Origin of the sequence: Alteribacter keqinensis (assembly GCF_003710255.1) — a bacterium.
Taxonomy (GTDB): domain Bacteria; phylum Bacillota; class Bacilli; order Bacillales; family Salisediminibacteriaceae; genus Alteribacter; species Alteribacter keqinensis.
In genome coordinates, this window is sequence record NZ_RHIB01000003.1 from 571561 (window position 1) to 584912 (window position 13352).

Annotated in this window: 14 protein-coding genes; 9 read left to right on the forward strand and 5 right to left on the reverse strand. The window is 48.5% G+C overall.

What is annotated here, in order from left to right:
- The first annotated feature begins 72 nt into the window (after positions 1 to 72).
- Positions 73 to 513 (forward strand): hypothetical protein, encoded by a 441-nt coding sequence (locus EBO34_RS18215; RefSeq protein WP_122901250.1) that lies wholly within the window; start codon positions 73 to 75, stop codon positions 511 to 513.
- Positions 514 to 804: 291 nt separating this feature from the next.
- Here the strand turns inward: EBO34_RS18215 and EBO34_RS18220 are convergent, their stop codons facing one another.
- Positions 805 to 1650 (reverse strand): STAS domain-containing protein, encoded by an 846-nt coding sequence (locus EBO34_RS18220; protein ID WP_122901252.1) that lies wholly within the window; start codon positions 1648 to 1650, stop codon positions 805 to 807.
- A 543-nt stretch (positions 1651 to 2193) separates the two neighbouring features.
- Between EBO34_RS18220 and EBO34_RS18225 the strand changes: the two genes are divergently transcribed.
- The gene (locus EBO34_RS18225) at positions 2194 to 2862 is read left to right on the forward strand and encodes a ribonuclease H family protein (RefSeq protein WP_122901254.1); all 669 of its coding nucleotides are present in this window, start codon (positions 2194 to 2196) and stop codon (positions 2860 to 2862) included.
- A gap of 43 nt (positions 2863 to 2905) precedes the next feature.
- Here EBO34_RS18225 and fosB read toward each other — a convergent pair whose 3' ends face one another.
- The 3 genes from fosB to EBO34_RS21170 are packed head-to-tail and all read right to left on the reverse strand — an operon-like array spanning position 2906 to position 3856.
- On the reverse strand, positions 2906 to 3319 hold the full coding sequence (gene fosB / locus EBO34_RS18230) for a metallothiol transferase FosB (RefSeq protein ID WP_122901256.1): 414 nt from the start codon (positions 3317 to 3319) through the stop codon (positions 2906 to 2908).
- The gene (locus EBO34_RS21165; protein ID WP_346725814.1) at positions 3309 to 3605 is read right to left on the reverse strand and encodes a hypothetical protein; all 297 of its coding nucleotides are present in this window, start codon (positions 3603 to 3605) and stop codon (positions 3309 to 3311) included. Before EBO34_RS21165 ends, fosB begins: the two co-directional genes overlap by 11 nt.
- A complete protein-coding gene (locus EBO34_RS21170) occupies positions 3575 to 3856 on the reverse strand; it encodes a hypothetical protein (RefSeq protein WP_346725815.1) in 282 nt (93 codons plus the stop codon). Before EBO34_RS21170 ends, EBO34_RS21165 begins: the two co-directional genes overlap by 31 nt.
- A 182-nt stretch (positions 3857 to 4038) precedes the next feature.
- On the opposite strand from EBO34_RS21170, the gene EBO34_RS18240 reads away from it, so the two are divergent.
- Positions 4039 to 5559, forward strand: a complete 1521-nt coding sequence (locus EBO34_RS18240) for a fumarate hydratase (RefSeq protein ID WP_429699530.1) — start codon at positions 4039 to 4041, stop codon at positions 5557 to 5559.
- 225 nt (positions 5560 to 5784) lie between these two features.
- A complete protein-coding gene (gene pdaA, locus EBO34_RS18245; protein WP_429699524.1) occupies positions 5785 to 6588 on the forward strand; it encodes a delta-lactam-biosynthetic de-N-acetylase in 804 nt (267 codons plus the stop codon).
- Positions 6589 to 6764: 176 nt separating this feature from the next.
- On the opposite strand, the gene EBO34_RS18250 is transcribed toward pdaA, so the two are convergent.
- A complete protein-coding gene (locus EBO34_RS18250) occupies positions 6765 to 7130 on the reverse strand; it encodes a GAF domain-containing protein (protein ID WP_122901260.1) in 366 nt (121 codons plus the stop codon).
- A gap of 129 nt (positions 7131 to 7259) precedes the next feature.
- Here EBO34_RS18250 and EBO34_RS18255 point away from each other — a divergent pair, with 129 nt between their 5' ends.
- The 5 genes from EBO34_RS18255 (at position 7260) to treR (ending at position 13171) form a co-directional block, all read left to right on the forward strand.
- Positions 7260 to 8135 (forward strand): DNA-3-methyladenine glycosylase family protein, encoded by an 876-nt coding sequence (locus EBO34_RS18255; protein ID WP_122901438.1) that lies wholly within the window; start codon positions 7260 to 7262, stop codon positions 8133 to 8135.
- 17 nt (positions 8136 to 8152) lie between these two features.
- Positions 8153 to 9553 carry a 23S rRNA (uracil(1939)-C(5))-methyltransferase RlmD gene (gene rlmD, locus EBO34_RS18260; RefSeq protein WP_122901262.1) on the forward strand — a complete coding sequence of 467 codons (1401 nt, stop codon included), beginning with the start codon at positions 8153 to 8155 and terminating at the stop codon, positions 9551 to 9553.
- A gap of 138 nt (positions 9554 to 9691) precedes the next feature.
- On the forward strand, positions 9692 to 10450 hold the full coding sequence (locus EBO34_RS18265; protein ID WP_122901264.1) for a FixH family protein: 759 nt from the start codon (positions 9692 to 9694) through the stop codon (positions 10448 to 10450).
- 242 nt (positions 10451 to 10692) lie between these two features.
- A complete protein-coding gene (gene treC / locus EBO34_RS18270) occupies positions 10693 to 12375 on the forward strand; it encodes an alpha,alpha-phosphotrehalase (RefSeq protein WP_122901266.1) in 1683 nt (560 codons plus the stop codon).
- Positions 12376 to 12454: 79 nt separating this feature from the next.
- The gene (treR, locus tag EBO34_RS18275) at positions 12455 to 13171 is read left to right on the forward strand and encodes a trehalose operon repressor (RefSeq protein WP_122901268.1); all 717 of its coding nucleotides are present in this window, start codon (positions 12455 to 12457) and stop codon (positions 13169 to 13171) included.
- Positions 13172 to 13352 lie beyond the last annotated feature (181 nt).

The window sequence follows — 13352 nt, forward strand, 5'->3', positions numbered from 1 at the left end:
TGCAAAAAAAAAGCAGAGGGAAAAGACCTAAGGATTCGAGGAGTGACAGGCACCTCAAAAGGAGGAATGACAATGATCCGCATCGCACCAATAGCAGCAGCTCTACTCATCCTGCTTGTCTCAGGCTGCAGCAGCCAGGCTCTTCTCAGTGACAATGCTCTCATTGCACAAACACATCTTGAAGGAATGGGATTCAAGGTCCTGTCAATGGACCGGGAAGGGACATACACGTTTACAGATGAAGACCTGGTTTCCAAACAGCGGGCTCAGCCTCATGAAGAGATCTGGGCGGTTCAGGAACATATTGCAGAATCTTTTTCTGGTCAAATGATTATTACAATAACATTCACCGTCCAAGAGCATCCACTGGACAACGCGTTTGGCATGGGGAAAACAAAGGCAACCGTCATGATTATTGAGGGAGAAGTGATCGGCGGCTGGGCCTATCCGGTTTCAAAGGACAATGACGTGAGCGGTGCGCCATATTCTCTGGACGGAAAAGCGCCGGAGTAATTGGGACATGACGGATGTGAATAAAGTATAACCAGGGCGGTTCTCCTAAGCTCTGGTTTTTTTGTGGAAAAGAACGATGCCGGTGTTTTGTCATACGTGCTAAAATATGACAAAAGAGAGAAACGGGGACCGTGTGTGTTTACTTCTATGCTTCCATTTGCAGGCTTTGTATGTCTGCTTGTTTATGCGATGTATGATTTTATAAAAAATAAGCATCGAAATTAGGGGAGTGACAGGCACGACAAAACAGGCACCACAAAAAAGCTCCCCCAATAATCAGGGGAGCTCTCGTTAATTCAATGGGAATTCTCTGAACCGTATCGCTTCTGCGAGAGTCGGCTTGATGGACACATGACCGAAAGACAGGCCGAGCTTTACAGTGGCCTGGGCCATTTCAGGTCTCATTCCTGACAGGGTCGTTGAAACGCCGATCAGCTGGAGGGCGTCGATCAGGTTCATCAGCTCTTCAGCCACGTTTTGATCAATTGTTACTACCCCCGACAGGTCCATGAGCAGGTAATTGACACCCTGTGTCGAACAGCGTTCAAGTGTTTTTTCCATAATGATTTTGGATCTGGCAGAATCGATGTCACCTACGATAGGAAGGAGGGCAACCTCTTCATTTAAGGTAATGACCGGGGAGCTTAATTTACTAATCAGTTCCTGCTGTGCTTCTATTCTTTTTTTAGAATAGTTGGTATGCTCTTCGACAAACCAGACAGTAATTTCACTGAACATGCGGTCAAGAACACGGTACCATCTGATAATCTCGTGAATACTGTAGTCATTTTCAACAGTTTCTACAAATTCTTCAATGATTTTCCCATACTGTTCATGTGTCCGGTTAAACTCTCTTAGAATCAGGTGCAGGGGGGTGTTATGGTGCTCTTCGTCCTGCGCGATCTCATGAATCCATTCTTCGATCCCTTCCAAAAAGGCAGATTCACTTTGGATAAACACCGAAAAAAACCGCTTATGAAACCCATTGTTTTGTCGTTTAATGTTCTGGATAATGTCAGGATCACTTGATGCGTATACACCGTCTGAACTGTTTTTACTGGCCATTTCATACCATTCATCAGTGATCCTGTCTGCATTGTCCATTAAAAACTGATACAAATTATTATTTCTGTGCATGATGGCCTCCCGCTATTACCAATTTATTCTGTAATTTTGATATTACCTTAAAAATACAGGGATGTCGATCGATGATTTCTTAAAATACATGATTCTTTGAGGTGTAGTGAAACCTTCTCCTGGTCCCGCCATAGACAGGTTATACATGACGGAAGAGGATCGAGTTGCTTGTAGTTGTACTCGGACTGATCGGGGCTGCAGGTTATTGTATTTCTTCAACAGGTTGCTGGGGTATCAGTGGAGAGTCGATGATTCATCTAGTTTTCTTTAACAGGAGAACTGACCGGATAAAAAGAAGATCTCCTCAAAAAATGACCGCTTGTGACACTTTTTGATTTTTAAGTGTTAACAGAGCATTGCAGATGCTTCGGCAAACCCCAAGGAATGCACGGCGCGAGTCCGCGGAAGGGGAGCATCTTCCATTAAATAAAGCTGAGATCATTGCTGAACAGGCGCGAGGCCCAAAGGTTTTATTTTCAGGACAGCGTTAAATGTCCACGGTTCACATACACTACGGATAGCTGACAAACGGGAGGAACAAAAATGGACGTAAGGCTTGATATCACATACAAAACCCCAAAGGGACTGGAAACCACCTTCAGCTCCGCAGATATGCGTGTAGAAGAAGCGATTGCCATTGCAGGAGATCTCGAACGGACCGGACGCCTTAAGAACATTACGTTTGTAGACCACCGGGAACAAACGTGGACATTAAAACAGCTCAAGAAACTCGTTGCAGAAATTGAAACAGAGCCCCATCACATTACGGTTTATTTTGACGGCGGATTCGATCTACAGACAAAAGTATCCGGTCTTGGCTGTGCGATCTATTATGAGCAGAACGGGAAATCTTTCCGTTTAAGGAAAAATGCAAAAATGGAGGCTCTGGATTCGAATAACGAAGCGGAATACGCGGCTCTCCACCTGGCTGTCCAAGAGCTGGAAGAGCTCGGCGCCCACCATTTACCCGTTACCTTTACGGGAGATTCCCAAGTGGTCATTAATCAGCTCAGCGGCGAGTGGCCCACAATGGAAAAAGCCCTGAACAGCTGGGCTGACCGGATTGAGGATAAATTAAAGAAACTGGGCATCGATCCGGCCTACGAAGTGGTCTCCCGTAAAAAGAACCATGAAGCCGATCACCTCGCATCCCAGGCGTTAAACGGAGTGGCAGTGAGGAGTAAGGTCGAGCTGGATGGAAAGTCGAAGTAAAAAGTAATGAGAAGGTCTCCCCAAAAGTGTAAGGGGGCACCTTTTACTCATAAAAAGTCATATGGTTCTTTGACTCTCTGTAATAATCAAGCCTGTCCTGAAGTGTCCCTGTGTGGAACTCGAATTTATGGCCGTCAGGGTCGGTAAAGTACACCGACCTTTTGTCTCGTTCATCTCTCCGGCGGCCTGGAAGGATATTTACTCCCAGCCGCTCCAATTTTGCCAGCATCGGGTCAAAATCAGCTTCTGCAATCGAAAAGGCAACATGGGTGTAGGTCTCATTCCTTGGTACATCCGCCTCCTCATTCAGGGCAAACCACATGCCACCCACATCAAAATACGCCGTCTTATTTCCCTTCACCAGCAGCTTCCCGCCAAACGCGTTTTCGTAAAATGAAATCGACTCGTCCAAGTCCGATACAGAAAATAAAAAATGATTCAGTCCTTTAATCGTCATTTGAAACCTCCTTTAAGATGTCCTTTAATGATCCGGATCTTCTGTTCATACGTCCTGTACCGCTGAAAAAAATGAGGCTTCCCCTTATTTTCAAAATGCCGGTTCCACTTAAACATGCTGCGAAAACGGCAAACGTAGGTTTATAATTTTCCAAACCGAGCTTCTGCCTCATGTATCGCTTGACGATACGATACGTCCGAATCCGATACGTGGGATCGAGAAAAAGAATCACACCAGCCCGCTCAAAGCTTTCATTCACCCAAGGTTCATTATGGACACCTTCCACGATCCACAGGTCTCCCTGCACAATCTCCCCGAGACGTTTAATTCGTTCCGCTTCTGAACGCTCCGGTCCCCGGACTGATGCCGCTCCCAGACCACATTATCCAGCTCAAAATGTGGAATCCCTGTCTTTTTTGCCAGCTTTTTTGCAAGTGTCGTTTTCCCGCTTCTCACGGACCCGATAATATGAATTTTTCCATAATCAATTATCCGCTGTTCACCATCAGCGGCACAATCCTGCTTTTCTTTGTCCATCGTCAAGACTCCTCCTACAATTTATATACCATAATATACCATCGTTCTCTCAATCTTTCTGATTTTTCTCCACAAAATCCGCCAATTGAAAAGGGTTTCATAGTATAATCGGGTTTGAATAAACATCTGGAATTTTTATCAGCGGACGAGGAGTGTTGACTGTGAAGGAATTCAAAGAAAGCATGTACAACCTGATTGTTGAAACATCAACAAACTTACCACACGACGTAAGACGGGCGATTGACCGAGCAAAACAAAAAGAGAATGCCGGGACAAGAGCCGCACTGTCGTTAGCAACCATTACACAAAACATCGGTATGGCAGACGACCACGTCCTGCCAATTTGCCAGGACACAGGGATGCTGACGTTTGAAGCAAAAGTGCCTGTCGGCGCCGACCAGATTGAAATGAAAAAGCAGATCCATAGGGCTGTAAAGCAGGCCACGGCAGATGGGAAACTGCGTCCGAACTCGGTAGACTCACTTACCGGTGAAAACAGCGGGGACAACGTCGGCGATGGTACGCCGATCATCCACTTCACCCAGTGGGAAAAAGATGATATTGAGGTCCGCCTCATTATGAAAGGCGGCGGATGTGAAAATAAAAACATTCAGTACAGCCTTCCAGCGGAAATTGAAGGACTCGGCCGCGCCGGTCGTGACCTTGACGGTATCCGTAAGTGCATCCTTCACTCTGTCTACCAGGCACAGGGACAAGGCTGCAGCGCCGGCTTTATCGGCGTCGGCATTGGCGGCGACCGCATCTCAAGCTACGCCCTTGCAAAAGAGCAGCTGTTCCGTAAAGTCGATGACGTGAATCCAAATGAAGACCTTGCCAACCTTGAGGACTACGTGCTTGAAAAAGCAAATACGCTCGGAATCGGCACAATGGGCTTCGGCGGGGAAGCGACGCTTCTCGGCTGTAAAATCGGTGCAGGCAACCGTCTTCCCGCAAGCTTCTTTGTATCTGTGGCGTACAACTGCTGGGCGTTCCGCCGTCTCGGTGTGACCCTCGACGCAGAAGACGGTTCGATTCAGAGCTGGCTTTATAAAGATGGAGACAAAGTGACGTTCGCAGAAGAGGAAGTAGCTGCAGCCGCTGAGGAAACAATAGAAGAAGCTCCCCGTGAAGTGGTTCTCGAAGCACCGATTACAGAAGAACAGATTAGAGATCTTAAAGTCGGCGATGTCGTTGTCATCAACGGTATGATGCACACAGGACGCGATGCGATTCACCACCACCTGATGGAGCACGACGCACCGATTGATTTGAACGGCCAGGTCATTTATCACTGTGGTCCAGTTATGTTAAAAGACGGTGACGGCAACTGGCATGTGAAAGCAGCCGGCCCGACAACGAGTATCCGTGAAGAGCCGTACCAGGGAGACATCATGAAAAAGTTCGGTATCCGCGCTGTCATCGGAAAAGGCGGAATGGGTCCGAAAACATTAAAAGCACTGGAAGAACACGGCGGCGTATACTTAAACGCCATCGGCGGAGCCGCCCAGTATTATGCAGACTGTATCAAAGGCGTAGAAGGGGTGGACCTCATGGAATTCGGAATTCCTGAAGCCATGTGGCACCTCCGCGTTGAAGGCTTCCGCGCCATCGTTACGATGGACGCCCACGGAAACAGTCTTCACAGAGATGTGGAAAAAACATCACTGGAGCGCCTCAGCCAGTATAAAGAAAGAGTATATTAAAAAACAGACCGGCCGCGTGCTCAAAGTGCGCGGCCGGTTTTTGGGTTTGAACAGGTTGGGAGGTTGTTTAAACAGGTTAGGTGCGCCTTTAAACAGGTTAGTACCCCATTCAACCCAATTAGCTGCCCCACATCCAAAAACACCATCCCGCCCCCCATACATAAAACCCTCTTTCATAACAAAAACTACCCAAAAACCATCCGCAGAAAAGGAGGCGGTTCTTCAATGAACCTAAAAAGAGCGCTGACGGCAACGATGACGGCAATCCTTCTCACAACCGCCATCGCCACAACCGCACACGCCTACAGTACACAGGTCCACCACTGGAACTTCAAGCCAAAAGAAAACAACGAACCGCCATCCACCGAGCCTCATTATGAAGCGCTCCTCGAAAAATACGGCGGCTTTTATATCGGAGACACGTCCAAAAAAGAAATCTACCTCACCTTTGATAACGGGTACGAAAACGGGTACACCAAAAAGGTGCTCGACGTCCTGAAGGAAAAAGAAGTGCCGGCCACCTTTTTCGTTACCGGCCACTACCTGAACACAGAACGGGAGCTCATCCAGCGCATGCTCAAAGAAGGTCACATCGTCGGAAACCATTCGTATCATCATCCGAGCCTTCCGGAAGTAGACGACGCCCGGGTGAAACGAGAACTGGAAAACCTCAAAGACCTTTACACAGAAGTTACGGGGGACAGCCGGATGCAGTACCTGAGACCACCGAGAGGGACCTTCAGCGAACGCTCACTCGCCCTTTCACAGCAGCTCGGCTACACAAACGTCTTCTGGTCGTTTGCCTACGTGGACTGGGAAGTGAACAGACAAAAAGGCTGGAAATACGCCTATGACTCGATCATGCGCCGCATCCATCCAGGAGCCATCATGCTCCTTCACTCCGTATCCAGCGACAACGCCGAGGCCCTGCCGAAAGTCATCGACGACCTCCGTGCCCAGGGGTACGAATTCAAAAGCCTTGATGACCACGCCTCCCAAAACCAGGTAACCCCGTTTAAAGCAGATTAAAAAAGAGGGCGGCTCATCAGACTGATGAGCCGCCCTCTGAAGCAATGAGCGAAGCCGCTGCCCTCTTTTGAAAACACTGCACGAATGGCTTTCGCGTGTTTGGGCGAGCAGTGGCGCGGAGCCATTGCCCAATCTACTTTTGGACCTTTAAAACAACCTCTCTCCGTTCATCATGCTCAGTTTGAAAATCCGATTTCAGCCAGACCGGAAGCAATCTCTTCCAACGTCGCCACGTCCGTCACATCAAAGGCAATCGCTTCTTTACTGCGGACAATCAGCACTCCAAGAACGTTCTTGTTCGCGTCCTCAATAGGAAATTTCAGCTCCGCATTCGATTCCCAGCTCAGGTCACGTTCTTCGTCACTGGAAGCCATCAAGCGCGCATCGCCCTCTCCTTCTACGAAATAAACACCTGCCCAGTCGATGTACGGAACGTTCTCCACAAGGCAGTCCACCGTCTTTTTCAAAATGTCGTTCAGGCTTTTCTTTTTGTAAATATCAGCCATGATCTCGAGTGATGCTACATCTGTTGCAATAGACACTTGTAATCTCTCCCTCTTTTTTTATCTCAATAGCGAGTGTATCAAACATAGCCCCAAAACCGGGGTGGCAAGTTAAGGAAGACCGGCCGTTATGGTATGATGAAAGGAGTAACGAAAGGCGGTGCGCCAATGGATACAACCGTTCAGCTTGAAGGACCTTACAATTTTGACCAGTCGTTGAAACGATTGGCATTCGACCCTCTCAACAGCCTCGACCGTGAAAAAAGAACGCTGAAAATGCCTATATTGATAAAAGGAAAACCTGTCGTCGTGACCCTCAGGGCAACCGGCACTACAGAAAAACCAACTTTTCACCTCACCGCCGACGCAAACTGGGACAAAGATGCTATACTAACGAGGGTTTATGAAATCATGCACTTCGACGTGCCTTTAAAGCGCATGACCGGACACTACGAAAACACCGATCTTTACCCGCTCATGAAACAAAGCGAAGGCGTCCCGTTCATCACCGACTTCCAGCTCTACGGCTGCCTCATGAAAACGATCATCCACCAGCAGCTGAACATGGCATTTGCCACGACCCTGACCGAACGATTCGTCAAAACCTACGGCACTCAAAAAGAGGGCGCCTGGTTTTACCCGGACCCCGAGACCGTAAGCGGCCTGGACGTTCAACAGTTAAGGGAACTGCAATTCAGCGGAAGAAAAGCGGAGTACGTTATCCAGACATCAGAGAAAATCGCAGCGGGCCACCTCGACCTGGATGGTCTTCGTCCGGAATCAGAAGAACGGATCGTCGAAAAGCTGACCGCCCTTCGTGGCATTGGCCGCTGGACATCAGAGAATTTCATGATGTTCGGGCTCGGTAGAATGGATCTGTTTCCGGCACAGGACATCGGTGTCCAAAACGCATTAAAACAGTTTTATCATTTAGACCAAAAACCGTCCCTCGACTGGATGGAGAAAAAATCAGCAGACTGGAAGCCGTACCGGAGCTACGTGACACTGTATTTGTGGAACAGCCTGGAGAACGGCATCGTCTGAACGGAGGAATTTTGTAGATGCAAAAGCAGTACAACAAAAAACAAACGGAATTAAACATGAAGGTGGGACAGCGTTTCCCCCTTACCATAAAACGTCTCGGCATTGACGGAGAAGGAGTCGGCTATTTTAAACGCCAGGTCGTCTTCGTCCGCGGCGCATTGCCCGGGGAAGAAATTGTGTGCGAAGTCACAAAAGTTCACCGAAAGTTTGCCGAAGGGAAAATCCGTAAAATCCGAAAGCCATCGGATCAGCGGACAGAAGCCCCGTGCGTGTACTACGACCGCTGTGGCGGCTGCCAGCTTCAGCACCTTACGTACGAAGGGCAGCTTCAGGAGAAAAAGGACATTGTCCGCCAGGCGTTTGAGCGCTATACAAAAATTAACCTCGATAAGCTTTCATTTGGCGACACAGTGGGCATGGAAGACCCATGGCGCTACCGGAACAAAAGCCAGATGCAGGTGGGGAACGCCGATGACAGCCTGATTACCGGCCTTTTCCAGACCGAAAGCCACCACCTGATCGATATCGAAAAATGTATCGTACAGCATCCGAAAACCGATGAAGTCACCCGTACGGTTAAGAAGATTCTCGAAGAACTGAACATCCCGGCCTACAACGAAAGAAAGCGAAAAGGAATCGTCCGCACTATCGTCACCCGTGTCGGTTTTGAAACGGGAGAAGTCCAGCTCGTGCTTGTCACCGCAACGAGAGACCTGCCTAAAGCAGACTTAATCGTCCAGCGCGTCAACCAGCGCCTGCCGTTTATTAAGTCCATCGTTCAAAACGTAAACTCACGGAAAACGTCCGTCATTTTCGGAGACGAAACCCGTGTCCTTGACGGGAAGGAAAAAATCCGCGAAACTCTGGGAGAACTGAATTTTAATCTGTCGGCTCAGGCGTTCTTCCAGCTCAATCCGATCCAGACCCGGAAGCTTTATGACCTGGCAAAAGAAGCAGCCCGGCTTACCGGACAGGAGAAAGTGGCAGATGCCTACTGCGGAGTCGGAACGATCGGACTCTGGCTCGCTGACGGAGCGAAGGAGCTGCGGGGGGTGGACGTGACGCAGGCGTCCATTGATGACGCCCGAATCAATGCCGAACAGCTCGGCTTTGACCACGCAGAATTTGAAACAGGAAAAGCAGAAGATGTCCTTCCGCGTTGGGCAAAAGAAGGCTGGAAACCCGATGTTCTTGTCGTCGATCCACCACGAAGCGGGCTTGACGAAAGCCTCTTGAACACCATCGGCCGCGTGAAGCCGAAACGTCTCGTGTATGTATCCTGTAACCCATCCACCCTGGCGAAAAACACAAACGAGCTAGTCCAATCAGGCTATAAGCTCGACTCCCTCCAGCCGGTGGACATGTTCCCCCAAACCGCACAGGTGGAATGTGTCGCGAGGTTTGTTTTACAGAAGTAAAAGAAAAAAGGGCACCTTGCAACCCAGGGTGTCTTTTCCTTTTCCTTTACATAGCAAGGAACTAAAGTTATCTGTGTCCAAAGTATCAATATAGGGTAAAATGGAACTAGAAGCTTGTTTGTACGGAGGGCGATCAAAATGAACAATATAAGGATAGTGCTGGCAGGCGTACTTCTTTTTGTGCTTGCTGCATGCAGTGACGATCCGCTCATCGAGGAACCGGAATCCGCAGGCACCGGCGAGCGGATTAACGTGAGAATGCTGTTTGATGACGACATTCAGCCAAACGAAGAGACAACGCTGCGCGTAGAGGTAAAGCAGGCCGGGGAAGAGGTAGACGATGCAGATGAGGTGATGTTTGAGATCTGGCCCCACGGCAGAAGCTATGAAAGCACCGAACTTGAAGCCGAGCACGAGGGCGGTGGGATCTATGCAAGCAGCTTTACCTTTGATGAAGAAAACCTTTTTTACATCCAGCCCAGGGTCACGGCAAGAGACCGTCAGTCTGTAATGTTGAGCGAATTGATCGTAGGAGACTTTTTGATCCGCTCCGGTAACCAGGGAAATAATGAGGCAGAAGTTCCTGAAGAGCTCATCGCCTTCTTCGGAGCAAACGATGAACTCTATGCAGGAGAACCCGCCATGTTAACAGTACAGGTAAACTGGGAGGACGAGCCGTGGACGAACGGAGAGGTGCTGTTTGACCTCTGGCAGAACGGAGAAGAGCCCGATACCCTGAAAACAAGGGAAGTTGAGCCGGGCACCTACGAACTGGAACACACGTTTGAAACGAGCGGAAAGTATCACATCATGATTCACTTCCACGACGAAACGGAAGAACTCGACGCCCATATCGAGGACAAACTCGAAGTCTTCGAACCCCAGCCGAAACAATAAAGCTATCCCCCGCCGGGGATGGCTTTATTTTTCGTTCCCTAAGACAGAAAATGTGAACCTATTCACAAAGGGTCAGACCCTCTGATCTGGAGTTCACATACGGAAAGAGGTTGAACTTCTTGTATATACAAGTTATAATTCAATTGAATTCCAATGCGGTGAGTCCTGTTTGAACACGGTTTCAAATGGCGCTCATTTGGGGAACATGTAAGAGACCGACTTGATGGAGGAGTGCATAGATTATGCCTAAAAATGAATGGTGGAGAAAATCCGTCGTTTACCAAATTTATCCGAAGAGTTTTAACGACACGATGGGTAACGGTGTCGGTGATTTGGAAGGAATCATTGAAAAGCTGGACTACTTAAAAGACCTAGGAGTGGACGTGATCTGGCTCACGCCGATCTATAAGTCACCACAAAAAGACAATGGCTACGACATTAGCGACTATTTCAGCATCCATGAAGAGTACGGCACGATGGAAGACTTTGACCGCCTCTTAGCTGAAGCACATAAACGGGACTTAAAAATCATCATGGATATTGTGGTCAACCACACATCCACCGAGCACGCCTGGTTTAAACAGTCCGCTGAATCAAAGGATAACGAGTACCGCGACTTCTACATCTGGAAAGACCCGGTGGACGGAGCCGAGCCGACGAACTGGCAGTCAAAATTCGGCGGCAACGCGTGGAAGTACGATGAAAAAACAGGGCAGTACTACTTGCACCTGTTTGACGTCACCCAGGCAGACCTAAACTGGGAAAACGAAGAAGTCCGGGAAAAAGTGTACGACATGATGCGCTACTGGTTTGATAAAGGCGTGGACGGCTTCCGCCTCGATGTCATCAACCTCATTTCAAAAGACCAGTCATTCCCGAACGATGACGGCTCGGTAGCTCCTGGGGACGGCCGGAAATTTTACACAGACGGTCCCCGCGTCCACGAGTTTATGCAGGAAATGAACAAGGAAGTATTCTCAAAATACGACGTTCTCACCGTCGGGGAAATGAGTTCCACGACGATTGACAACTGTATCAAATACACACGCCCTGACCGCAACGAGCTCAGCATGACATTCAACTTCCACCATTTAAAAGTGGACTACCCAAACGGAGAAAAGTGGACCGCTGCGGACTTTGACTTCATTCAGCTGAAGCAGATTCTCTCCGAATGGCAGGAAGCAATGCACGAAGGCGGCGGCTGGAACGCCCTGTTCTGGTGCAACCACGACCAGCCCCGTGTTGTCAGCCGCTTCGGTAATGACGGTAAGTACCACAGCGAATCGGCAAAAATGCTTGCCACAACGGTACACATGATGCAGGGAACGCCTTATATTTATCAAGGCGAGGAGTTCGGCATGACCAATCCGAATTTTGACAGCATCGACGAATACCGCGATGTAGAATCGCTGAATATTTATGATTTAAAACGAAAAGAGGGCATGAGCGAGGACGAGCTTATGGCTGCGATCAAGCAGAAATCCCGTGACAACTCCCGTACACCGGTGCAGTGGGATGACAGCGAAAACGCAGGATTCACCACAGGCACACCGTGGATCGGTATTCCGGAAAACTACAAGCAGATCAACGCAAAAGACGCAACAGCAAACCCGGACAGCGTATACCACCACTACCGCAAGCTGATTGAGCTGCGTAAAACCCATGACATCATCACCTACGGAAGCTACAAGCTTCTTATGGAAAATGATAAGCAGCTTTTTGCCTATGTACGTGAACACGGAGACGAACGCCTTCTTGTGGTAAACAACTTCTACGAGGAAGAAACAACGTTTGAATCCCCGGTTAACGTGGATGGCTGCGAGTCAGAAGTCCTTCTCTCAAATTACGACGACTCCGGCAGCGATCCATCCTCTGTTACCCTCAGACCATACGAGTCTGTCGTTTATCATTTGAAAAAAGCGTGATACACTTAACTTAAATTCCAAAAAGTTCCGGCGGAATCCTGCCGGACTTTTTGGCTACTTTCTTAAAGCGGTGATGACAATGCAGAATAAATTTATTAAGATTTACCATGACATAGCAGACAAAATCCAGGAGGGAACCTTCTCCCCGCAGTCCAAGCTCCCGTCGGAACACGACCTTATGGAGAAGTATAATACCAGCCGTGAAACCATCCGCAAGGCTCTGAACATGCTTGCCCAGAATGGCTTTATTCAAAAAGTACAAGGGAAAGGCTCGATTGTTCTTGACGCACGTAAGTTTGATTTTCCCATCAGCGGACTTGTGAGCTTTAAAGAACTGGCCAAAAAAATCGGCAGCAATAATAAGACTTACGTGAAGAAACTAGATCTGATCAAACCTGACTCATACATACAGGAACAGCTCAAAGTAAAAGAGGATGCCAAGGTATGGGAGGTTCACCGTGTCCGGGAAATCGACGGTGAAAACGTAATTTTAGATAAAGACTTTTTCAGTAAAGTCTATATCGACCACCTGACCGCAGAAATCTGTGCCAATTCCATTTACGAATATATTGAAAGCGATCTCAACATGACGATCAGCTTCGCCAAAAAAGAAATCACTGTTGTGGAGCCGACCGAGGAGGACAGGGAGCTTCTCGATCTCGAAGGCTTCTCCAACATTGTTGTGGTAAAAAACTACGTGTACTTCGATGATGCAAGCCTCTTTCAGTACACCGAATCCCGCCACCGCCCGGACAAATTCCGATTCGTGGACTTTGCAAGACGGACACACGGATAAAAAAAGAGCGTCTCAGGAGAGTGAAAAGCTTCTCCTCAGACGCTCTTTTTAAGTATATTAATAGAGCAAGTGGTGAACAAAAGGTCGATGAACAACCCGCCCAAAGTGATGAACAATGCCAAAGCCACTCCCCCGCGTCAACCCAAAACAAAAAGCAGCCCGCAATCCCGGGCTGCCCTAA